The organism is Enterococcus sp. BWB1-3 (assembly GCF_016745275.1).
Classification (GTDB): domain Bacteria; phylum Bacillota; class Bacilli; order Lactobacillales; family Enterococcaceae; genus Enterococcus_L.
Map to the genome: position 1 here is coordinate 130,610 of NZ_JADOEP010000006.1, position 24,436 is coordinate 155,045.

Consider the following 24,436-nt stretch of genomic DNA (forward strand, 5'->3'; position numbering starts at 1 on the left):
TGATAATGATTCTCAATTTCATTCATAAAGAGTTGAAACTTTTTCACAAAAAGGAGGCAGAATGATGCTGACACTAATAGAAGCAGAATTAAATAAGGTATATACAGTGAAGGAAATTAACACTGAAGAATCTTCAAAAAAGCATTTAAGTGATTTGGGATTGATTTCTGGAGGGAAAGTGGCTTTGGTGAGCTACTCAAAAGGAAATGGGATTATCGTTCTTCATAACAGTCGTATTGCATTGAATGACTCTGTTTTGAGGCAGGTTGTCATCGGTGAGGAACAGGAACAGGAAGAGACCTGGTTGTCTTTGGATCAGCTGGAGGTTGGTGAGAAAGTTAAGGTGGTCAGTATTTACGGGAAAGGTGCTGTCCGTCGCCGCTTGATGGATATGGGCTTGACGAGAAATGTCAATGTTTTGATACGAAAGCGGGCGCCATTGGGAGATCCGATTGAAATTAATTTGCGGGGCTATGAATTAACCCTTAGAAAAAATGAAGCAGAGCTTGTTTTGGTAAGGAAAGAGGTGGGCTAAATGAGCTATCATATTGCACTGGCAGGAAATCCCAATAGCGGGAAGACAACAGCTTTTAATGGGTTGACCGGAGCAAATCAATATGTAGGGAACTGGCCGGGAGTAACCGTGGAGCGTAAAGAAGGAAAATGGAAAAAGGATAAAGAAGTGATTCTTCATGATTTACCAGGGATCTACTCATTGTCTCCTTATACACCAGAAGAAGTAATTGCCAGAGATTACCTGCTGGAACAAAATCCGGATGTAATTATAAATATTATTGATGCAACGAATCTGGAAAGAAACTTATATTTGACCACACAATTAATTGAAACAGGAATTCCAATTGTTTTGAGCCTGAACATGATGGATATTGTTGAAAAAAATGGCAAGAAAATTAATTTTGAGAAACTGGCTTATAGCTTAGATGCTGAAGTGCTTGGTATCAGTGCGGTGAAGAAGCGTAATTTGGATAAATCGGTTGAAGAAGCACTGCATCATGTTAGGAAAGCTTCCGGAGACCTTAGTTACCCTCAATATGATAAAAGACTGGAAGCAGCTTTAAATGAAATCATTGCAGTGTTGGGACAAAGTGTACCGGAAAAACAAGCCAGGTTTTATGGGATCAAGTTATTTGAACGTGATCCAAAAGCTGCGGCTAAGCTGAGATTGTCTGAAACACAAAGAAATGAGATCGAAGAAATTATCAAAATTACTGAGAAGTTATTTGGTGATGACAGTGAAACGATTGTCATTAATGAACGTTATGAATTTATCTCTAAACTGATTGCACTCTGTGCGATTGAAGAAGATGAAATTAATTTGAAGCTAAGTGATAAGATTGACCGTATCGTTACAAACCGCTGGCTGGCCTTACCGATTTTTGCTTTTGTGATGTGGCTGGTTTATTATCTGTCCATTCAAACCATTGGTGTTATGGCGACCGATTGGGTGAATGAGGAACTGTTTGGTGCCATTATTCCTGAGACGGTTGAATCTTTACTAGAGAGCTGGCAGGTGGCCGGCTGGATGCAAAGCCTTATTTTAGAGGGTATTATTGCCGGAGTTGGAGCAGTACTTGGTTTCCTTCCGCAACTGGCAGTTTTATTCCTCTGCCTTGGTTTTCTGGAAGACTGCGGATACATGGCACGGATTGCATTTGTCATGGATCGGATGTTTAGAAAATTCGGATTATCCGGAAAATCTTTTATTCCCATGCTGATTGCCACAGGATGCGGAGTACCGGGGATTATGGCAAGTCGAACGATTGAAAATGAAAAAGACCGCCATATGACGATTATGGTTACAACGTTTATGCCATGCTCAGCAAAATTGCCGATTATTGCATTAATTGCCGGCGCATTCTTCCCGAACAGCAGCTGGGTTTCTCCTTCTGCCTATTTTCTGGGGATCGGTGCAATAGTACTTTCAGGAATTGCATTAAAGAAAACAAAGATTTTTTCTGGTGATCCGGCACCCTTTATTATGGAACTGCCGACGTACCATATGCCTCATCTAAAAAATGTTCTTCGTTATTCTTATGATAGAAGTAAAGCATTTGTTAAAAAAGCAGGAACAATCATTTTCGTTTCCAGTATTATTATCTGGTTCACGTCAACGCACTCTTTCAGTATGCAGGAAGTGGAAGGCGGAGAAAGTATTCTGGCGGGGCTTGGCAGACTGATTGCACCGATTTTTGCACCATTAGGCTGGGGGAATTGGCAGGGAGCTGTAGCGACGATTACCGGATTGGTTGCTAAGGAAAATGTAATTGGAACGTTTGGCATTTTGTTTGGTCACTTGGAAGAAGTATCTGAAAACGGTGTGGAATTCTGGAGCGTGCTTCAGGGAGCTTTTACACCGATCTCTGCTTATTCATTCCTAGTCTTTAATTTATTGTGTGCACCATGCTTTGCTGCAATCGGAGCAATTCGTCGTGAGCTGCCTGATTTGAAATGGCTGGCAGGAGCAATCGGCTATCAATGCGGCTTGGCTTATGTGGTAAGCTTCATCATCTATCAATTTGGGCATATTATTTTTGAACAGGGAACTGTAGGAATTGGAACGGTTATTGCAGCAGGATTGGTCGCTGCAATTGTTTACCTGCTAGTAAGAAAGCCAAAATCTGCAGAACCTGTGCTGACTGTTCTACCGGCTATTGAAAGGGGATAGAAAATGGCAACAATTATTTTATCTGTTCTTATATTTGGCAGTGCAGGGTATGTTGTGTACGCTAAATTGAAAAAAGGTCAGGACTGTTCGGACTGTCACACGACCTGTCCGGTGAAAAAGGAACAGGATCAGACATAAGAATATTATTATAAAAGGAAGATAAAAAAACAACTGAACAGCAGCTGGAATTTGCTGCCAGTCAGTTGTTTTTATACAGAATCAGAGACCATTAATGCTGGAAAATGTGGAACTGCAGCACTGAAAACGGTTGTTTCCAATAGATTTAAAATCCTTTGAATTTTAATTGATATTTTTCTTGAATAACTAAGTTTCAGGTGCTACAATAAGTAAGTGTCATTTGGGACGTTAGCTCAGTTGGTAGAGCAGCTGACTCTTAATCAGCGGGTCGCGGGTTCGAGCCCCTCACGTCCCATTGGGTGCCAAACCCACGAGAATGGTATTCTGTCGGCGTTTTAGGACGTTTAGAAGATGGAATACGCATTCTCTTTTTTTGTTTAAGAAAACATAGCAGTCCTAAAAAATCCTACTTACTAAAAATTAGTGGATGGAAAATGTTCAAAAAATGTTATTTAATTTATCACTCATAGATTTTTGTTTGTTTGGATATAAGTGACCGTATGTGTCTATTGTTGTTGTAATAGAAGCGTGTCCTAATCGTTCTTTGATTGCTGTCGGTTCTTCTCCGTTGTGGATCAATAAAGCAACATGAGAGTGTCGAAAGTCATGTAAGCGAATCGGCTCAATGTTCAAATTATTTTCTTTAATGATCCGTTTTATTCTTCTACTAAAGAAGTCTCTTGATGGATGATTTTCGTTGTACTGAAAAACGAGAAGTGTGTCCGGATCAAAATTTTGAAAATGGTCAAGTAAAAATTGTGGTTGATCCGTTTTCCATTTCTTTAATCTTTCTAATAGATTGCTGTTAATTGTCACGAAACGGTTGGCTATTTGTTGTTTTGGGTTCTGTTGTGATATATAACCCTTTAATCAATGATGCGGTCTTATTTACTTTTATTTCGCTTCTGTCAAAGTCGATATCTTTCCATGTTAATGCAATCATTTCCCCTCGGGTGGCTCTGGTCTTGTGAGTGCAACAGAAAATTGGACTCCTAGATCTCTGGCAAATTTTAGAACAGTCTATTGGCGATTCCCTTAAATGTGTAGAAAATACATGATTGAAATGATATACTAATAATTAGAAAAAAATATTAGGAGTGGTTTTAAATTGGTTAAATTGTTAAAAAATATGTTGATTCTATCTTGTTTATTTTTAGTAGGATGTACTTCAAAGAAGGATGCTATTGAATATTTGGAAGTAAATTTTTCTGGATATGATTCAGTAGGGAAAGTTTACGAAAGTATTAATTCTGAAAAATTAATACAAGATGTCTATGGTGATTATTCTTCATTAAATGATGAAAAGAAAAATGAAGTCAATGGATTGTTAGAAGGTTTAACTTTAGATGTAGATAAATCAGAAAACCTATCTAATGGGGATAAGATATCTGTAACAGTAAATGTAAAGGATGAAAAAAATTCTAAGATAAAAGGTGGAAAAAGAGAGTTTACTGTTGAAAACTTAGAAAAACCTAATGAATTATCTGATGAAGAAATTGAGAAGAAGGTAGTAGTGAACTTTAATGGTTCAAGTGGTAAAGGTACTGTAAAAATTGATACAACTTTTAAAGAACCGTTGAATAACTTGTCATTTGAAGTAGATAGTGATGGAAAAATTAGTAACGGTGACGTGGTTGAAGTATCTTTAGATGATGATTCAAAAGAAAGGCTGATTACAAATGGGTACATTCTTTCGGGGTCTGGCAAAGTGAAATTTAAAGCTAGCGGACTAGAGGAAGTCGCAACTAATGCAAAAGATATATCTAATTATGATGACATATCTCAATTTATCGCAGAAGGGATAAATCGAAAATATAAGGAAGGTTGGATATATAAGTATGAAGTTAAGTTAGAAAAAACAATGTATAGACAGTTTGATAATGAAACGGATTCGGATAGTTCGTGGTATACTACAAGTTCAACTGATGGTACTTTAGTCGGGGTATATACTGTAAAAGAGTATAATAGTTCTGGTGACAAGTTAAATAGAACATTCACATCAATTTATGGATATACGGATTTAATTCTTGATGAAGAGAAAAAAGTAAATTTGGCTGATATAAAAGAGTATGAGAATACTTACGATGATACTTATTCGTTAGATTCAGTTATAAAATTGATGCAAGGATATGGATATGAAGAAGTAAAATAGAAAATGTGAGCTAGTGAAGATGAAAATCTTTGCTAGCTTTTTTGTTAATGACTTTAGTCGGTTTCAATCACTAAAGTGATTGGAACAAAAAAACACGTGTAGTGCGCGTGGAAGAAGTAGCTTTAGCGATAAAACTCCTTTCGGTATACTAGATAAGGGCTACTAACCGTTATCAAATCGAAAGGAGTTTTTTATGTCGAACGACGATAAAAGTTGGATTTAAGTAGGGAGTCTCCAAGATCAGTACAATCCTGGAGACTTGACTTGTATAATCAAAATGCTACTTCTCGAAAACGAGGGTTTTAGGGAAGGATAAAATAAAAAAGTAGAGAACTATATATGGAAAATTCACAATGTTTCCCTACCGTACAAAAATATCAAATTCCGGCAGGTACCCCTAGATACTTGATTTTCCTGTGATATTTTAAAAAAAAGCAATTAATCGACTTTCTTTAAAGGAAAATAACTTATACAGAAATGTTTACAGCGTTATTTACTCAGTATTATTATTTTTAGAAAATAATAAATCTAGTAGAGCACCTAAAATCGTCGCTGTTACAGCTATTATAAATGATTTTATAAAATCTCCATTTTCAACAAATATATAAACTCCTGCTAATATAATAATAAAATATAATAAATAACGTATTCCTTTTTTCTGCATAATAATTAATCAACTCCCGACGATAAAAATTTAAAGTATAGTTAATTTTACTATATTTGCTTTAAAATGCATAGACTTGGGTTGTTTTCATAGTATAAGTCTTTGAACCTAACTTAGATTTACTCTTTCCTTTAACTCTGTAAGTAGTTACAACTTTCTTATTTTCATAATTTCCGAGTCGCAATCCTGTATTTTTATCTACGCGACTGGGTCCTAATTCTCTAAAAGAGTATTTTACTTCAATCAAGATATCTTCAGTATCCGTATTTACATAAAATTGACCAAGTACGGCTGTAATTGTCCATTTTGCAATATCTTTCGCAGTGGAACCGCCTCCTGTAATAATAGAGGCGAATGCCGCAACCATAGCAGTTTTAACAGCTTTTTTCATTTTTTTACTTTTAGTATAACTATCTCTATTATTTGCAGTCCAACCAGTAGGATATTTTGCCGCAGCATTCGCTTCTGTTTTGATCAATTCAGCATGGTTAAAAGATAACGAAATTGTATAGGGAGAAATACAAATGCCTACCACCATTGTTAACGAAATAAATAATTTTACTATTCTCATTTTCATAAATAAACCCTTCTTTCTTTTTAATATGTCATTAGAATCACATAAAGAAGTTATTTTGGTAAGAAGCTATTAGTTTACATCGTGACAACTGGTGGTTGCGACTATCTGAGCAACCATAAGTTGTCACAATGTAAACTACCAACTGGTGGTTTTTCAATTTAAGATATCGTATGATGAAGTATAATAGTTGAGAGGAGAATACAAATGGCTTTAGCCGAAAGATTACGTTTACATAGAGAAAATAAAGGCCTTTCACAAGCGACAGTTGCAGCTCAATTAAATGTTTCTCGCCAATCTGTTTCTAAATGGGAGACTGGAAAAGGTTACCCAGATATTGATAATTTAATTTTACTCAGCCAAATTTACGAAGTTTCAATAGATGAACTGCTTCAGGAAAATGAAGTATTGAAACAAAAAATTGAAGAAAATAATGAAACGATAGAAGAATATCGTAGAAAATTGGACTGGATGCATGATCCAGGAAGAGGAGAAAAAGATGAAGGATTACTTTTGTTAATTGCTGTCATCGGTTTGTCTGTAGCAGCGCCATTAGGATTATTACTTGCGCCAATTATTATGAAACGAAATAAAAAAAGCAACACATTTTACAGACTAATTAATGTTGTAAGTGTATGCTGCTTTCTGATTAATTTATATTTCACATTTATTATGATTGGTGACTATCTTTTGTGGGATCAAAAAATTGAAGTAAATTATATGCCGGAGTCCTAAGTGAGAACCGAAACATTCAAGTTAGAGCTATTGATTGTTGCGCGAAATTTGATATTTGTTGTAGATGTTCCTACCTTTCTTTTTAAATAGTAGGTTGCTTGTTTTGAATGGTCAATTCGCAAAGATTTACGAGTAAATGAACCGGAGATAGCAGTAGCGCTTGCGTTTTTTGTTGAAGTAATTGAGTTATTTTTTACAATCACCTGATAACTGGCTTTCCAGGAGCCCTTCCTTGCTGTTGAAACGGTATACGTACCATTTCCCAACGCTCGAAAAAGAGTGGGCTCTTTTTCTATAGTAATAATTAGCGTTTCTCCTTTTTCCGTGACAATGCTGGAAATCTGCTTTTGTGTGTTGTATAGCGAATAGGTAACTGATTCTTGCTCTTTTCCAGCATGGGAAGCTGAGCTGTTACCAACAATGCAAAAAAATACTGAAACTCCTAAAATTAACACTTTTTTCATTATTATCACTCCTCGTTCTTTATAATTTAACAGTACAAAAGAAGGGATATAAAGGAAAGCACCGTTCTGTTTACAGTGTGTCAACGCATAGTTGCTTAACAGTATTGGCAAGAATATTAGGGGAGATGTAGATTCTTAAAAACGAAGGTCTGAAAGAAAATCGAACTTGTAATAACTATATTTTTTGACTACTAATTAATAGTATAATCAGCTTATTTTTTTAGTATCATATTCACATTCCTTTGAATTTTTGTTTATAATTTCTAGAAATTGAATGTGCACTTTCAAAAAAAAGTGAGCAGCCTTTACGGTTACTCACTTTTTTTAATGTTAACGACTATTTAAGTTAGGTTACTAGTGATGGTGCTGCTATTAGTTTACTTTAGTGTAAAAACTAGGTTTAGAATCTCCTGTATAACCATCTTTAGTAGTTGATAATGAAAAAGAAATTGTTGATGTATCAACTTGATAAATGGAAATACGTAAATCATCTACATTGAAGATATATTCTTCGTTTAAAATTTCTTTAAACAGGGCTTGAATCTCATTATCACCGATAGTAGCAGTAAGATCAGAGTTAGAAGAGCTTATCACTATGATGTTGTTGTCTTCTGTAGAAGCCCATTTTCCATCTAATGTACTCAATTTATTCGAATTGTTACCAGAATAAACAGAAAAAACTATTAACAAAGCTAGTGCGAATACAACTAGAAATATTGGAATAATGATTTTTTTTTTCTTCATTTTTTCTACCAATTAGTCATGGTTTGAAACCATTTATAAGTTCTTCCTGGTACTGAATAACTTATGCTGTTAGGATTATTTGCATCTACCATTTCAGTGTAATTATACCAAGGATTCCATACTAAATAGCCAACATTTTCACCTGAGTCAAACATTATAGGTTGTCTGATTATACCAATTATATCAATAGCATGGTAACCGCGTGTTCCATCACCAACATCTCTGTACCATCTAGCATATATGGCATTGCTTCTTAAAATTTGAGTGTTAATATCTTGTCTAGAAAGAATACCGTTTACAAAATAAGGATATACACCTCTGGAATTTGCATATTGAATCATTTGGGCTTCAGTAAAACCTCTACTATAATCAATTTTTGAATTAGTCGCCCATGCTGTTATGTCAGAAACGGCGGTTGGTCGCTTATCATTTTTGTTGTTAAGAATCATTGCTACTGCATAAGCAGCACATAGAGGCTCGCTACCTTGTGTTTGAGTGATTGACCAATCAATCATTGTTAAGGCACTGTTGTTAGTAACACTTCTACTAGTTCGACTTACTGTAGGATTGATTGGCGTAAGATTTTCATCTAGTTTAATAGTTTCTAAAACTGTCTCGTCTTTTACATCAAGAATTTCTTGTTCTACTTTTTCAGCAGGTAGAGATTCGGATTGTGGATCTGGATTTTCATAGATCATATCTACTATTCCTGAGGTTTCAGAATAAATACTTCCAGATTTTTCGAAAAATATAAAGGTGCAGTTTTCTGTGTTTTGCATTAAATCATTTAGTTCATTAACTAAAAGTTTAGTTAGCTTACTTGAAAATTGTCCATCCTCTGTATAATTAACAAAGAAAGTATATTCAATACCATTGGAACCGATTACGGGGTAAATAGAAGTAGTCTCTTCATTATCAACGCTTACCAAGGAAAACGGCTCAGATAATTTGTATTCCCCTGATTTTATCAACCTGTTTTCTGTAACTTGAATATAAGATTGCAAAGAGAATTGAAGAGTATTTGAAGCGTACGCTCTAACATCATCATCTATTGATGGTGATTGTACCTCTAGTTCAGTCTCATTGTTGGCAGCATAAGCCCTGTTTTCAAAAATAAAAGCGGAAACAAAAATCCCTGAAACGATAATCATAATTGTTGCCAATTTTTTCTTAATACACATTAATGGAATACCTCTCCATTTTATTTTTTTAGGATAGCTTAAATATATTAATTATTACTCCTTTCTCCTCCTATTTTTTTATTTTCAGAAAATTCAAACTATTCTATAAATAAATACTATCATAATGTCATTAATAGTTCAATAATGCGTTAGTTTGAATTTACCCAAATATGAAAGGAATAAAGAGAAAAGTTGTTATTAAAAGTTACTCCCCCTTCTAAGAAGCAATCGAATGAAAAAATTTATTCTTAAGCATGGGAAAACAAGCCCCTTCTAAAACGGACTTTTTTCTATTCGGTTGCTTCATTCACGGAAAAAGTTCTAACTGTTTTACATTAGAAGACTTTCTTCGACTAGTAAAGTAGCGGAGGATGCAATGATCATCTGCCAACAGTCGTGCCATTCCTCGAATGAATCGATACAAATGAAATGCCACTGTTCTTGCTTCTCGATGCGCTCTGGCTTGCGCTAGAATATGGGTAATCATTTCTTCTCTTTCTTCTGAAACATGGGTGTTTCTTATTTTGTGTCTAAAGAAAAGTTGTTAATCAAAGCTTTTTTAGGTTTGCTTCTGATCATTGCAGGTATGTTTGGTGTCATTTGAGGCTAAACAAATAGATCATGCTGACAACATTAGCAATTAATTTATTTAAACCACTTAATTAAGCTCTTTTCAAATGGAAAGGGTTTTTTTGTTGTACAGCTGAATCATATTTCTGACAAAAATAGAAAAAGTTTTGTGATTTAAAATAAAAATACCTCTGATTTGAGTATCTTAATTAAGAGACGGCAGTTTACCAAAAGTAAAGGAGATTGCCTCCAGTCGCTTTAAAGATTATTCAAAAAAATGAGTTAAGCCAGTAATGAACAGGAAAGGTAAGGATTGGTTAATATTGTATCGTTAAATTTCAGAAGGAAGAGGAGTAGAAAGAGTGATGAAAAGCAGAGTGTTTCATATGTTTACAGGGAGTTTACTTATACTGCTGTGTTTGTTAACCGGAGTAAAGTCTGCAGTAGCAGCTTCCATTTTTGATGCCCCAAATGTGTCTATTCCAAAAGCTGGAGAAACAGTGACCAGTAAATACAGTTTTATTGCGAAATATAATCAAGGAGTGACAAAAGTTAAAACATTCGGTGAAGGCTGGACAACAACCAAATTTGCTTGGACTGATACTGAAGATGAGTCTTATTTTTCGCTAAGACCACTGGAAACAAATAAGGGAACAAGCGGGGTTGTTTATTCAAATGTAGGAAGCTTCAATGGAAAGGAACTGGATTTAAAAATTACTATTAAAGATTGGCAGCAGTTTTCTCGCTACCAGGGATATATTTCTTATTCAAAACAGGATATCAGCCATTTTGCTCAAGGATATGATTTTGTTGATCAGGAATGGACATTTGTAGAGCATAACACGGACAAACCGGTAAAGGTTTCAGGATTTATGACGATTAATGATATTGATGGTGGTCAGGGAGTTCAATTTTCCAAAGAAACATCAGCTGCGATTGAAAAGGTTTATGTTGCAGATGCGGATAACTGGATAAACTATATGAATTTAGCCGAGGAATATAAGTTTTTTGATGTTACAGGAAACAGCTCTGAAAACAGTGATTTATTTGCGACCTTTACTTTTTTATACAGTAATCAAAGTGCTCTAAGATTTAAATGGTGTGTGGATAAAGCATTGATTGGCTGGGATTATGAGAATCTGAACTTTGAAAAAGACTATGCAGGAGATCCGGGATATCAGGGAGCTTATTTCGGATACATAGCTAAAAAGCCTTTGAGAACGGAAACACTGCAGCCGATTAAGAAAAATAGTGATTCAGATGAACAGCTGGTAGATCAAAATACACTGGTCAATCGTAAAGAAGAACAGACATATACGATTACTCATCAGGTTCCTGATGAATATGAGGAATTCTATTATAAAAGTTATGAATTTAAAGATATATTGGATACTGTTTTTAAAATTAACAGTGCGGAAGTGTTTGATGAAACCGGAAAAAATTGCAGTGATTTATTTGATTTCACCATTGAAGAAAATAAATTGACTTACTCAGCAAAAAAAGCTGTATTGCTAAAATCTGAATTTTATAATCATTATTATACAACGGTGATTAAAGCGGTTATTTTACCGGAAGCAGAACTAACTTTTGTAAATGGAACAGCTCAGCTGACAAATGTCGCCGAAATTTCTATAGATGGAGTAAAGAAGGAAACGAATGAAACTGTTACGCAAGTCCCTGAAACAAAACTGCAGATTAAAAAGCCTGTTAAACGTGTTGTTAATAAAGAAGGAACGAACATTAATGGGAAAGAAACTGCTCCGGGAGATACTTTGATTTATGAAATTGATCAGCAGGTGAATGAATTATATCAGGATATTTTTTCAAAGTATGAGCACTTTTCAATCAGCGACCAGCTTCCGCCTCAGGTATCCTTTCAATCTGCCAAGGTATTGAAGAATAATAAAGAAATTGAAGCAAAAGACGTTACCTATGATAAAAATACGCATACTGTTCTTTTTAACGGAAATGCAGATTTTTTAAGCGGGATGTCAATGAAAAATGAAGTCTACACACTTCAAATTACTACTAAAGTTATTGAAGAGCTTGGGGAATCAGAAGAAATTGTAAACAACGGAGTTGCAACTATTAACAATCAGAACCAGTCCACAAATAAAGTAGTGAACCAAACGAAACTTCAAAAAGGAAGTATTACTATCTATAAGAGTGCCGATCAGCTTTCGGGTGTGGAAACAAATCCGGCTAGTCTTAAGTCTTCAGGAGGATTGCCTGTTGAAGCTGAATTGGAAAATTCCAATCATTTGATTTGGACAAAACAGCCGCAAAAAGATGTTGTTTATCAGGTAACTGCAAATAAAGATATTCTTTTGCCAAATGGAGAAATAGTTGAAAAACGAGGTCATGACTATGGGTTAATTACAACGAATCAAGAAGGTAAAGCAAGCATTGAGAATCTATACGCTGGTGAGTATGCATTTACAGAAATTGAAGCTCCCTTCGGTATCCAGCTCTCTTCAGAACCAGTCATTGTTATGTTGAAAGCAGTAAGCAATAATCAGAAAATGACTGCAGCTGGTAAGCAGGAGAATAAACTGCAGGAAGTGAAGCTGACAGTAAATAAAGTTTTTGAACAGAAAGAAGGCAGCTTTACTCCGGCAGAAGGCGCTGTATTTGGCTTGTACCACACAGAAGCATTTGAAATAGACAAAGACAATAAAATTGAAGCAGATACATTAATTTCCAAAATTGAGATCCACAATGGTTCAGGGAGTTGTTTGGAAAAGTTAGTGTCCGGTCAACGCTATTATGTAAAAGAAATTTCAACTAAGACAGGTTATCAGTTGAATCAGAATAAATATCATTTTGTGTATACTCCCGAAACAAATGATGCTGTTCATGAAGTTGAATTATTTGAAAATGGTTTGATTATTAATGGCAGTAAGAAAAGCTATTTATTGGATGAAGCAGAGAGTTCAGTTGAAGCGGTTACCGAAGAATCAGAAATGACACCAATTAAGAATTTCATAATTAAAGAGAATGCCATTTTTAAATCCATTATCAATAAAAATGGAACTGAAATTAATCACTATGATTTATTAACAAATGGAGAGCAGGTGACGTTTAAGGGTCAGATTTATTTGGGAGATAACCAGACAGATACCTCAATTAAAATCACAGATGAACTGCCGGAAGGATTTTCTTACAAGGACTCAAAAATCTATGATGAATTAGGAAAGGATGTGACAGAAAAGACTTCAGTTGAAGTGAAGGGGCAGACAGTAGTTTTGTCCGTCAATCAAAAGTATGCAGATGAACTCCAAAGGACGGCATTGTCATGGATACTTGACACGGTATATCAACAGAGCCCAGAGCATGAAGGAAAGCTGTTTAAAAATCAGATGAGTCTGATGCTCAATGAAGAAATGATTCCATCTAATATTGTTACATTGTCACCACCCAAAAATGAAATTAAACCACAAGGAAGTTTCCCGGATACAGGAGATGCAGCAAGAAATATCAGTGCTATTGGAATATGTCTGATTTTAGGAAGTCTGTTCTTGTGGTATAAGAAGAAAAATATGAAAAATGAGAGAGTGTGAAAGAAATGATAGATAGCCTTTATATTGAGTGTTTGGTTAAGACAAATCTAAAAAAATCAGATGTTTCTATCTCTCTAGTTAAACAGATAGCATGAGACAGTTTTTTATTTGTGGGAGGAATGTGGGGAAATGATCGTAGATACACAATGGCTGTTGGCAGGTGGCCTTGTCTTCCTGCTGGTCTTATATATAAGTACTGTTTTCTTTTTTAAAAGAAAAGAGGAAACAATATATAGGCTGCAACAAAGGGAGAATATGGAGAGTACTACAGAAGAACCGGCAGATTTCTCCGTTGCTATAAATGATTGGACAGAAGAGCTGTTTACAGAAAAGGGAGACAGAACTTACTGGTATAGAATTTCTATTTTTTTGGAGAATGGTGAAAGTAGTGAATATGATTTTTATTCGTACAATAATAGCTTAACGAAGGAATATATTTTGAAAGATCGCTTCTATGTCAATGACCATGAGCTGTTAATTGTAGATGAAGCAGGAGAGCACTATATTAATCGTAAAAAGATCGAGCAAATAGATTTTCTGAGAAGAAAAATTTTAGAGAATCAGCAGGCAGCAGATGCGAATGAAGAAAAAAAACTGGAAAGAACAACAAGTGATGCTTCTTCAGATTTTATGCTTGAAACTGAAGGGATTCCTGCTGAACTGCTGAAAGAATTAGCGGCTGATTATACAGAAAAAAGAGTGTGGGAAAATCATAAAAAAAGTTCTGAGAAGCCTAGACTGTTCTCCAAAAATAAAAAAATAAAAAGACCCTCCATCAGAAAAGTGGAAGCAAAGAAAGTTGATCGTATTTTTATATCAATTATAGTGGTGATTTTATGCAGCGGATTATTTGCTTTAATGAGAACCTTTGGAATAGGAGCAAAGGTTGAAAAAGTTTCAGCAACACAAAATAGAATGACTGAACAGTTGGATTTACAATCAATGGCGATGAATACTGACGGATATCCTTTTGAAATGAACCGATTTATGCAAAGCTTCATTGATCAGTATATTCCCCTCTCAAATGATAGTTCAGCTATGGTCGAACGGGCTGAACAATTAAAAAACTTTTGCATTGAGGGAGTTTCTTTTAATCAGGAGGTTTCCTCAGTAAAGAGGGTTCTGGTTTCCAGCGAATTAAGCGAAGTTAAGAAACAGGATACTTTTTCCACTGCATGTTACAAAGTAACTTATTCATTGGAAATACCCAAAGAGCAAGTGAGACAAGTGTCTGGACAAAATGAAAATGAGTGGGAGACATATCTCGAATATAGCTGGGAAGAACAAACGGTTTATCTTGCGATTGATTTTATTGGAGAAGACGGCCTGTTTTCAATTATTTCCTATCCTTATTTTAAGGACTTGGAGCAGAGAAAAATTGAAACGAATGAGCTAGTTAGAAATGAACTGCATGATACAGCAGTTAACGATGAACAAATAGAAGAAATCAACCAGTTTCTTGCTATTTTCTATGCAAAGTATGCAGGCGGTTCAAGAGAAGAGTTGTCTTATTTGATGGACGAAGCAGAATCTCTAGGTGGGAACTTTCAGCTGAAAGATTTTGAGCTGATGGAAGCATTTGATCAGGGAACCCATTTTACTGTGTATTCCAAAGCAAATTTTACTGAAGAAAAATCAGGATTCGCACATAAAGAAAATTTCTCAATGCAGCTGATTAAAGAAAATGGACAGTTGAAAATCAAAGAGCTGACACATAATCTAGGAGGTTTCTAATTCATGCGAGTAACATTTGTACAAATTCAGCAAACAGGAGTCAGTTATTTGCTGGGAGCATTACCCAGTCTTTCAGGATTAAGTAATTATTTTACAGCAGAAGTTCAGATAGGTGTTGGTTTGGTTGCGTTAATATTGTGTATTATTTTGGCAGCTAAACAACAGATTGGTCCTCTGGTTGGTGTTATTGTAGTAGCTGCGTTTATCTTTTTTATGGCTAATGATCCGGCAGCAATTTTCAATGGGATTGGTGAGCTGTTTAAGAAGATATTCGGAGGCTGACCGATGAAAACAAAAGAATTGTATAACTATAAAAAAGCTTTGACAGTTCCCTTTATGATTCAAAAGCTGTGGCGCGGATTTACTTTAGAGAACCCGGTTGAATTAACAAAAATTATGGTTTTTGGCGTAACCCTTCTTTTATTATTAACAGTTTTTCGTCCGGTTATGTGGCTTTTCAGTTTAATCAAGGGGCTGAGCTTTGCTGCGTATATACTTATTCCTATTGGTGCAGTTTTTCTTTGGGGAAAAATTGAACCTGATGGGTTAAAAATTTCTGTTTACATGATAGATGCTCTATTTTATTTTATTGATTTTAAGTTGGGAAAGAAAGTCATTAATCAAAATGAAGCTGTAAAAGAACTAAAAGAGTTAATTGTCTTTGAAAAAATCTAGAGTAGTTTCATCAAATCAGGATTCTGAACCTGGTTACTAAGGAGTGTGAGTGATTGAAGCTGAATTTTCCATTAAGGTATATAAAAAATAATATGATGTATACGTGCGACAATGAAATATGGGCGTATTATCGGCTGCGTTCGATAAGTATACCTCCGACGGCAGAAAATAAAAAGAAAGAATTAAAAAAGAAGTTCCAGCATTTAATTAGTGAACTCAAGGATTGCGGCGAAGTCGATATTTTTATGATTCCACGTGATATGACACTGGAAGAGCGTTTTAAAGAGCTGGAAAAATCTTTTAGTGAGGACTGTTTTGCTACAGCAAACTATTATGCCAAAAATACAATTGAGATTCTTCAAAATGAGATGGGGATGATTTATACATACGACTGGATAATCGGTGTCCCTTTAAAATCACAACTTGAAACTGGTTCAGTTAAAGACGGAATTAGGTATTCGTATGAACGAATTCGAAAAACAGTAATGGACAAATTAAACTACCAAATGGATATTTCAGATAGTGATTTTGATTCCTGCAGAGAATTACAGGAATTAATGTTAAGAAAAATGTCGCTGTTTCAAGGTATGTCTTTAAGCAAAAGCGAAATGTATTATCTAAACCGTTTAAATTTTATTCGCAACATGCCGCATACTTTTGAACAACAGTCAGAACATATCACTTTGGAAAACATGACTGACAGCATTATTGATCCGAGTTCCCGGGCAGGTATGCTCTCTTTAAGAAGCATCGAAGGCGAAAGTACAGTCGCGTTTCTTCCGATCTCTGATACACCTTTAAATATAAGTCGGATGCATGTAGCTGAAGTGCTGCAGACAGTCCCTTTTCCAGTGGAGCTAAGGTATAAAGTGAAATTTCAGGAGTTGAAAGGCAGTTTTGGAGTAGAAGGAAAGGCAAAGCGTTCTGCACTTCGTCTGAAAAATGTTGTAAAAGAAAGTAGATCAATAGGCAATAACGAAAGTGATGAAGTTGCTAAAAGCAGGGTGGTTGTAGAAGATTTAAAGAGACAGGTAGATGCCGACAAAGAAATTGTAAACTGGTTGGGCTGTATTGCAATATATGCAAGGAATGAAAAAGAGTGCCGACAAAGAATTAATGCTGTTGTTTCGGTATTTAAAGCACGGGGGATTGAACTTTCCAAAGCACAATTTCAACAAGTTTATCTTTACTACAAAAATCTTTTAGGTGTGGGGCTTGAAGCTACTGATACCAAATGGATACAGACAACCAGTGTGGAGGGGTTCTGCGAAAATCTTTTAGCTGTCAACCAGCGAGTCGGTTTTAGGAGCGGATGGTACATCGGTCGGGTAGACCCGCATTTATCCAGTGCCAAAAGTTTGAGGAGCGCAATATACTCTAGTCGGAATATCATACTCTCAAATCCATTCACTGCCAATAAATGGAATGAGGAGATGGGAACAGCCAGTCCGCATATCGCTGTGACAGGAGAAACAGGGATGGGGAAAACATTTCTTGTAAGTCTCTTATTTACATTTATTTCGATGTTGGATGTTAAAGGTCTGTTCGTTGATCCAAAGACAGAAAAGATCAAGCAGTATCAAAAGTTTCTTTCGAATGCTGCTAATAAACAAAAATATCCTTATTACTATGATTTAGTGTCAAAATTCCATTTGGTTACATTTGATCCTGAAAACTCTGATAATTGGGGTGTTCTTGACCCGATTACTTTTCTAAAAGGAGCAGATGCGAAAGATACGGCAGAAGCAATGATTCATCAAATTATTAATATCGAAGATACACGTTTAGGACAATCAGAAGTTTCCAAAGCAATTAGAGAAATTGTTGAGCGGCGGACAGAAGGAGAAGATGTAGGGATGCTTCATGTGATTGACCGTCTAAAAATGCATAAGGAAAAAGAAGTCAGCGAGATCGGCAATCTTCTGGATGAAAAAATAAAAGGCAGTGTATTACGTTTGGGATTTAGTGATGGGAAAAGTGCTGGCTTAAGCTTCGAAAAACGAATTACGATTATTGGAGTCTTGGGTTTATCTATTCCAAAAGAAAATGATAATCCAGATTATTACTCGCAAAGTGAAAGGAAAAGTCTGGCTTTAATGATTCCATTGGGAAAATTTTGCGAAAAGTTTGGTTCGATGAATGATGAACAGGAGACCTTCGAAGTATTCGAAGAAGCTTGGATTTTTAATACTTCATCAGTAGGCAAAAAAATACTGAATTCAATCAAGAGAGTTGGAAGGAGTCAAAACAACATGCTGATCTATTCCACTCAATCAGTAACTGATGTGACAAGTGAAGACGACCATGGAAATTTTGGAACCATTTTTGCTTTCAACGAACCCAAGGAAGAAGATAAAATATTGAAACATGTTGGAGTAGATGTCATTGAACAGAATCGTGAGTGGCTTTCGGGTATGAAAAAAGGTCAGTGCCTTATGCTTGATCCTTATAAAGATGTTCAAAAAATCAGTGTTCATTGCCTGTTTCCAGAAATCAAAGCAACATTTGATACAGTAAAAGAAACAAGTGGAAGCAAAGCTGAGACTATGTTTGTCTAAGGAGTATTGATTATGGAGAAATTTTCAATTTATTCCTATCTCTCTCTTATAAATACAAAAGGTGATTGGTGGGTTTCCGGCAGCGAAGAAATGTATCAGCTAGTTAATTTTCTGATTAATACAGGATTGGTTCTAAATCGTTGGATTTATCAAATGGTGGATCTCAGTCTCCAAATTTTTATGGGCAACAGAGTATTTGAAAATACAATAGACAGTGTCTTTAACATTGCAACGGCACTTTATCAGTCATTATTCAGTACAGTGGGTGTAGTAATATTTATCATTGCTTTGGGGATGATTTTCTTAATATATGCATTCAAAAGCCCTCAGGACTCTTTCAGAAAGCTGCTTACGCTTTTCCTGGTAATAGGAGTAAACTTTGTCATTTATTCAAATGGAGACGAATACCTGAAAGATATTGCAGGTATTTTTGGTGAAGTTGAACAGGTTATGACAAAGGCAGTTGAGCTTCCTTTTTGGGAAAATGATGGTTCACAGACAAAAATAGAAGCAGGAACAGACGCATCTGTTAAAAAAATTAGAGAAGCTTATTTTAAGATGACTATTCAACAATCCTTTTCTATGGTGAATTTTGGAACTTCAATTCATGAAGAGCGATTTGATGAGTTTCTTTATACAGATGATCAGGCAAGTGATCAAGCTATCAAGGAAGGGTTAAAATTGCTGGTTGAAGCAGAAAGTAAAATAAACCGTTATATGACACCTGACGGTTCATTGGACAAATGGTTTATTTCGGTTTATGCATGGGTCAGCAACTTATTTATTGGCCTGCCGTTAATGTTGATGGCGGGTTTAAATTTTTTTCTTAAGATTATTGTACTTTGTCTTGTACTGGCGCTGCCCCTACTCAGTATTATCAGTCTGATTCCAGCCTTTTCCAGTTCACTATTTAATCTTTTAGGAAGGGTTATCCTGATATTTTTCGTCGGTATGTTTATGTCACTGGCTATGTATTTGTTTTTCTTCATGATGATGCTTATCGATCATTCAATTATTGCAATGGCAGGAGGTAGTTCTCTGGTAAGCAGTGTTCTGGGATCGTTTAGTAAAGCTGTTGTAATAATTATTGTCGTGAAATATAGAAATCAACTAATAAGTTTTATCACAGGCAGACGGATTACTTATATCGAACAGATGGACAAAAAAATGTTAAAATCTTTAAAGATCAATCAGAAAAATGTTGAAGTACTGGTCGATAGACCAAGGGAATTGCCGCATTATTCGGCTGAAATGATTCAATCGGAACATGTGGGTATGCATTTTAGAGAAATTTCTGAAATGGAATTACACTTGCATGATGAAGATATACAGAAAGAATATTTCAACGAAGTCAGCTTAAACAATAAGGCAGAATTTATTGATCAAGCTCCTGTCCGACATGAACAGATAGTGGAAATTCAAAAGGATGATAAAAGTTCTGATTTTATGAAGGAAATAAACCGAACAAATGAATTTCATGCAGGAGACAAATATATGGAAAAAGCTGAAAAAAATGATGTTAGTCCTAACTTAGTTGAAGCTGATTACGGACAATATTCAGAGGGAGGATTGAAACGCCTGAAGAATTCTAATTATATAGTAGAGGAAGAGGTAGCCCTGAGAGGGGATAAACAGAGAGGCACTATCGTGAAGTCATCAGAAGAAGAGAGACAGATGTTTTACCAGGAACTTGAAGAATTGAGGCTTGAATGAAAGTCATTCCAAAATTAGGAGCTATTATTGTTTTCTCCATTTTCATATTTGTTTTTGTGTTATTGTTTTTCAGTGGAAGTTTAGCTCGTGGGAAAAGCAAACCGCTGCTGCCAGTTCTAAGTTCTCAAGCAGAAGAAAATGCCTGGCTGATCTGGTGTCTTTTAGGAGAAAAAGGATATTCAGAGGCTGCCCGTGCAGGAATACTTGGAAATATTGATCAGGAAACCGGACATACTTTTAACGCAGATATAGATGAATATGGAGCTGGAAATGGATATGGCTTAATTCAATGGACGCCTAAATCAGTGCTGTTAAATCAGCTTGAACAAAGTGGGATTAGAGGGGATTATAAAACAATTCCAGTACAGGTAGAAGTGATTGACTGGGAACTGAGCGGTCCGGGAAGAGGATATATTCCAACAAAAAGCCATCCGTATTCCTTTGCAGAATTTAAACAGCTGGATGATGTAAGAACAGCTGCTCAAACTTATGAGAAAAATAGAGAGCGTCCCAGAGAAGATCATCCTGAAAGACAGGAGTTGGCGTTACACTGGTATAAAGCGTTTCATGGAATGGAGGAACAGTCCCCCATGCATAATGATCAATCAGATTTAGTAAAAATTGCATTGAAAGAGCTGGGCAATAAAGGTGGGCAGAAATTCTGGTCATGGTATGGTTACCCTTTTAGGGTAGAATGGTGTGCTGTTTTCGTTTCGTGGTGTGCGGATCAGGCAGGGGGAGGTGACTTAAGATTTTCATATTGTCCTTCAGAGGTCAACCGATTAAAAGCAGACAATAAATGGAAACCAGGCGGAGTCGAACCAGGTGAAGGCGACATTATATTTTTTGATTGGGAATCAGATGGCATCAGTGATCATGTGGGGCTGGTAGTGAAATGTGAAGAGGGGACTGTTTATACGGTGGAAGGAAACAGCAATGATGAAGTCAGGGAACAGAGATATCCGATTCATTCCTCTGTTATCTTTGGCTATGGAATCAGATGAATAAAGCAGTAACTGCAAAACCTCTACCTTTACCTTGGAGATAGCTGCTCAGGAGAATTACATGAAAAAACAGCTGATTTTGTTATTAATTTTATATTCGGAAGCTCTTCGAAATGTATTGTCTGGATTTTGACAATTTTGATTATAATAGGAATACTAGATTGTGTAACCTACTATGTGTCTGATAAAACGGCATTTTGAATGAACACAGTTGCTGATTATTTGGGTTAGTAATAGGTTTCATCTTTATTGGACTTGTTTTTTGGGGGGATTAATAAAATGAGAGTAAGTACTCGAATATTATTAGTAATTTATGGAATGGCTGTACCCTTTTTTTACACTGGGTTCCATTAGAGCTATTTTCCGATCTAGATTCAAAAATGAAAGAAGCTTCTGTAAAAGATTTTCTGTTCAAACAAAATAGAAAAAGAGAAGAAAGAATGTTTGACTGTTTCTGTGACCAGATTAAAACAGCAAGAAGGAACCAGAAGAAATATGTTAGAAACCAAAAGCTTAAACTAAAAATGATTCTTGAAGATATTTTATCCTAAAACTGTAAAGGAAAATAAATGTCTTCTTTTTTATCCAAAAATCTTTAATATAGAACAACTGGTTTAGAAGTGAAATGGATTACGGAGTATTAACAGCATTTTACGTTTAGAAACAGTGTTCTTTTTTTTGTTTTTTTAATTAAATTTTAAAAAACTTAATTATTATTTTGTTTTAATAGAGATGTTTTCTGACCTTTTGGTTCGTAATTATTTTTTATAAGTCGGTTTTTATTGGTAGTGATAAAAAATCCAGATTATCTTTCAATTTGGTCTAGGTTATTTAATTTAGTTATATTATACTAAAGAATACTATTATTTGATTAAAATAAATAATAGTATAGCCGATTCAATAATAAATACCGAATTGATTCTATATAGTATTTGAGAAAAGATAAACTTTTTTGTATGGTGAAAGGATTTAAAATGGAAAAAAAGCACACCAAAGTACATAAACATAAGAAAAAAGCTGATCAGAAGGCAGAAATGAAGAAAAGGGAAAAACGAGAGTTATGGCTGACATATGGTTCAGCACTGTTGATCATTGTTTCAGTCAGTGTGATTTTTGGCTACTGGTCTTATTATCGATTAGATTATCAAAATAGAAAGACAGCTTCCTCTTATGAAGGATATGAATTATCTAAACCGGATTTTATATATCCGCAAAGATATCTAACTGATTCTAATGAGAATTTATATGCTCAGACTGGTGAAATTCGTGTAAATCCACTATTTTCGGAAAAGCTGCTTACCAGTGTTGTGCAGAAGGGGAGCCTGGAAACGTCGCTTATTCTGCCTGCAACTAAACCTGTTTTTGAACTGGTTGATAGTGATAAAAAACAGTCAAATTATCGAATTATTGCTGATCTTTCCAGCATGTATCATATTGAGCGAGTCGAATTTCTAACTTGGGGCTTAAAAAATGGACCTGATGATATCCAGCGCTATGAGGGAACGTATGACCCGTATACTAATACATGGCAAAGCGATATTCTGGTAAAAAATCATCAGGAAACAGGTAATTACCAAACAGATATCATAATTACCAAAAAGAGCGGAAAAGTAGAACAAGCTCTGCTGGCAGAATTTACTGTTTACGAGCCAAGTATCCAGGCGACAATAGATGGAACGTTGGCGGCACGTGGACAGTTTGATGTAAATATTTCTGTTGATAGTCGTGCGGATGTAGAAAAACTCTCAGTTCCTGTCTGGACAAAAGAGGATCAAAGTGATGTGAGGTGGTATGAAGCCAAACGACAAGCGGATGATTCATATAAAGTTCAGCTGGATTATGAAGATTTTAATTTTACCAATGGCATGTATACTGCTTCAGCCTATCTGACTACGGTGAGCGGTTTGAGTGCACAAAGTGCTGCAGGTACAACAGAGATAAATATGACTCATCCGGTTCGTATAAGAGTTTTGCAGGAAACAACACTGTTTAAAGACAGAAAACTGACTCAGAAAATTAGTGAATTAGGATCCAATAGTATGGCGTACGTTACTGCAGTTGTCTTTAACTCAGATCAAAAAGTTTATAAAACAGAGGATGGCTATATTTCCTCTCAGGACATTGAAGTGAATGAAATGATGGATGATATACGATACGTTGCTCACAGAGGGAATCATCAGGTTGCTCCGGAGAACTCACTACCTTCTTTCCAGCAGTCAAGTTCCTGGGGAATTGAAACAGATGTATGGCTGACCAAAGATAAAAAATGGGTGATTATGCATGATGATACTGTTGACCGGATGACAAACGGTAAAGGAAAAATCAGTGATATGACTCTGGCTCAGATTAGAGAACTTCGAATTGATACAGGAGCGAACCTGTCATCTCACGATCAAAGCCAGTTGATTGTTCCAACTTTGGAAGAATATCTGACAATAATGGGCAGCAAACAGAGTGTCCCGTTTATAGAAATGAAGGCTAAGAATTTATCTGGGGCTGAATATGACAGTCTGGTAAGCTTGATTAATCAGTATGGCTTTGCCAATACGGCAGTAGTTATTTCCTTTGATTTTAACAACTTACAGGAAATTAAGAAACGCGCTCCTCAAATGCAGGTACAGCTTTTAGGCGATACTATTGATACTGAAATGATTAATAAAGTGAGTGGCTTAGGTGTAAATACTGGTCTGGATATTCAGTATAGCGGAGTTGTTTCCAAAGTTGATATGATTGCCAAAGCACAGGCTAAAGGGTTGTCTGTTCATTTGTGGGGAGTTCCCCAAAGTGAGTTTCGCAGAATGGAAGCATTAGGTATTGATAACCTGACAACAGATTATGATTAAAATATCGATCAGAGATATTTTGACACTGAGAAACTTACTGTAACAAAAGTAGATAAAATAATAGATTTTCAGTAAAAATTTTTTGAGGAAACTGATTTGCAATACACTAAGAGAAGCAGCTTATCCCTGTTTGATAGGGAGGAAGAGCCTGCTTCTTTTTTTGCAGTCAAATTATATGATGTATTTTCCTAGAAACCAATTTTTTTAATAAATCACTTAAGAAAATAAGGATTTATTATCAATTTTCAAAGAATAACTGATAGAAGCTTCCCGGATTTGACGAAATAGTAAAGATGATTTGAGAATAGATAGCTAAAAATTTTCCTTTTTTACGTCTGGAGGAGGAATCATTATATTATTTATGAAAACAAAATAAGCCTTTCTTTTTTCATAAAAATTGATGTGTGATATGCTTCAATTGAGTCCTCAAAAACTATAGAC

19 protein-coding genes and 1 tRNA gene are annotated in these 24,436 nt (G+C 35.5%); 14 read left to right on the forward strand and 6 right to left on the reverse strand.

Going from position 1 to position 24,436, the window contains the following annotated elements; all coding sequences use genetic code 11:
* Positions 1-64: 64 nt before the first annotated feature.
* The 4 genes from IW492_RS06745 (at position 65) to IW492_RS06760 (ending at position 3,119) form a co-directional block, all read left to right on the forward strand.
* Positions 65-535 carry a ferrous iron transport protein A gene (locus IW492_RS06745; RefSeq protein ID WP_202066816.1) on the forward strand — a complete coding sequence of 157 codons (471 nt, stop codon included), beginning with the start codon at positions 65-67 and terminating at the stop codon, positions 533-535.
* On the forward strand, positions 536-2,686 hold the full coding sequence (feoB, locus tag IW492_RS06750) for a ferrous iron transport protein B (RefSeq protein ID WP_202066817.1): 2,151 nt from the start codon (positions 536-538) through the stop codon (positions 2,684-2,686). It begins immediately after the preceding gene.
* A gap of 3 nt (positions 2,687-2,689) precedes the next feature.
* Positions 2,690-2,824, forward strand: coding sequence for a FeoB-associated Cys-rich membrane protein (locus tag IW492_RS06755; protein ID WP_202066818.1), 135 nt, complete (start codon positions 2,690-2,692; stop codon positions 2,822-2,824).
* A 222-nt stretch (positions 2,825-3,046) separates the two neighbouring features.
* Positions 3,047-3,119 (forward strand) — tRNA-Lys (locus IW492_RS06760).
* 143 nt (positions 3,120-3,262) lie between these two features.
* On the opposite strand, the gene IW492_RS06765 is transcribed toward IW492_RS06760, so the two are convergent.
* A complete protein-coding gene (locus IW492_RS06765; protein WP_330927538.1) occupies positions 3,263-3,640 on the reverse strand; it encodes a tyrosine-type recombinase/integrase in 378 nt (125 codons plus the stop codon).
* A 292-nt stretch (positions 3,641-3,932) separates the two neighbouring features.
* Here IW492_RS06765 and IW492_RS06770 point away from each other — a divergent pair, with 292 nt between their 5' ends.
* Entirely contained in the window at positions 3,933-4,976 is a 1,044-nt protein-coding gene (locus tag IW492_RS06770) for a hypothetical protein (protein ID WP_202066819.1), read from the forward strand.
* Between the two features lie 493 nt (positions 4,977-5,469).
* Here IW492_RS06770 and IW492_RS06775 read toward each other — a convergent pair whose 3' ends face one another.
* A complete protein-coding gene (locus IW492_RS06775; protein WP_202066820.1) occupies positions 5,470-5,640 on the reverse strand; it encodes a hypothetical protein in 171 nt (56 codons plus the stop codon).
* A 61-nt stretch (positions 5,641-5,701) separates the two neighbouring features.
* On the reverse strand, positions 5,702-6,217 hold the full coding sequence (locus tag IW492_RS06780) for a hypothetical protein (RefSeq protein WP_202066821.1): 516 nt from the start codon (positions 6,215-6,217) through the stop codon (positions 5,702-5,704).
* A 204-nt stretch (positions 6,218-6,421) separates the two neighbouring features.
* Between IW492_RS06780 and IW492_RS06785 the strand changes: the two genes are divergently transcribed.
* On the forward strand, positions 6,422-6,949 hold the full coding sequence (locus IW492_RS06785; RefSeq protein WP_202066822.1) for a helix-turn-helix domain-containing protein: 528 nt from the start codon (positions 6,422-6,424) through the stop codon (positions 6,947-6,949).
* On the opposite strand, the gene IW492_RS06790 is transcribed toward IW492_RS06785, so the two are convergent.
* The 3 genes from IW492_RS06790 to IW492_RS06800 form a co-directional block, all read right to left on the reverse strand.
* Positions 6,946-7,413: a DUF5626 family protein gene (locus IW492_RS06790; RefSeq protein ID WP_202066823.1), complete on the reverse strand. Its 468-nt coding sequence runs from the start codon at positions 7,411-7,413 to the stop codon at positions 6,946-6,948. The genes IW492_RS06785 and IW492_RS06790 overlap by 4 nt on opposite strands.
* Before the next feature lie 372 nt (positions 7,414-7,785).
* On the reverse strand, positions 7,786-8,157 hold the full coding sequence (locus IW492_RS06795) for a hypothetical protein (protein WP_202066824.1): 372 nt from the start codon (positions 8,155-8,157) through the stop codon (positions 7,786-7,788).
* 5 nt (positions 8,158-8,162) lie between these two features.
* Positions 8,163-9,338, reverse strand: a complete 1,176-nt coding sequence (locus IW492_RS06800) for a C47 family peptidase (RefSeq protein WP_202066825.1) — start codon at positions 9,336-9,338, stop codon at positions 8,163-8,165.
* Positions 9,339-10,273: 935 nt separating this feature from the next.
* On the opposite strand from IW492_RS06800, the gene IW492_RS06805 reads away from it, so the two are divergent.
* The 8 genes from IW492_RS06805 to IW492_RS06840 all read left to right on the forward strand — a co-directional run bounded on the left by IW492_RS06805 (position 10,274) and on the right by IW492_RS06840 (position 23,995).
* Positions 10,274-13,468, forward strand: coding sequence for an isopeptide-forming domain-containing fimbrial protein (locus IW492_RS06805; RefSeq protein WP_202066826.1), 3,195 nt, complete (start codon positions 10,274-10,276; stop codon positions 13,466-13,468).
* A gap of 129 nt (positions 13,469-13,597) precedes the next feature.
* Complete coding sequence (locus IW492_RS06810; RefSeq protein ID WP_202066827.1) at positions 13,598-15,202, forward strand: conjugal transfer protein; 1,605 nt, start codon at positions 13,598-13,600, stop codon at positions 15,200-15,202.
* A 3-nt stretch (positions 15,203-15,205) separates the two neighbouring features.
* Positions 15,206-15,484 (forward strand): TcpD family membrane protein, encoded by a 279-nt coding sequence (locus IW492_RS06815; protein ID WP_202066828.1) that lies wholly within the window; start codon positions 15,206-15,208, stop codon positions 15,482-15,484.
* Between the two features lie 3 nt (positions 15,485-15,487).
* Positions 15,488-15,877: a TcpE family conjugal transfer membrane protein gene (locus IW492_RS06820; RefSeq protein WP_202066829.1), complete on the forward strand. Its 390-nt coding sequence runs from the start codon at positions 15,488-15,490 to the stop codon at positions 15,875-15,877.
* Positions 15,878-15,930: 53 nt separating this feature from the next.
* Positions 15,931-18,435 carry an ATP-binding protein gene (locus IW492_RS06825; RefSeq protein WP_202066830.1) on the forward strand — a complete coding sequence of 835 codons (2,505 nt, stop codon included), beginning with the start codon at positions 15,931-15,933 and terminating at the stop codon, positions 18,433-18,435.
* Positions 18,436-18,447: 12 nt separating this feature from the next.
* Entirely contained in the window at positions 18,448-20,148 is a 1,701-nt protein-coding gene (locus IW492_RS06830) for a CD3337/EF1877 family mobilome membrane protein (RefSeq protein ID WP_202066831.1), read from the forward strand.
* A complete protein-coding gene (locus IW492_RS06835) occupies positions 20,145-21,152 on the forward strand; it encodes a phage tail tip lysozyme (RefSeq protein ID WP_202066832.1) in 1,008 nt (335 codons plus the stop codon). Before IW492_RS06830 ends, IW492_RS06835 begins: the two co-directional genes overlap by 4 nt.
* Positions 21,153-22,126: 974 nt before the next feature.
* Positions 22,127-23,995, forward strand: coding sequence for a glycerophosphodiester phosphodiesterase family protein (locus IW492_RS06840; protein WP_202066833.1), 1,869 nt, complete (start codon positions 22,127-22,129; stop codon positions 23,993-23,995).
* Positions 23,996-24,436 lie beyond the last annotated feature (441 nt).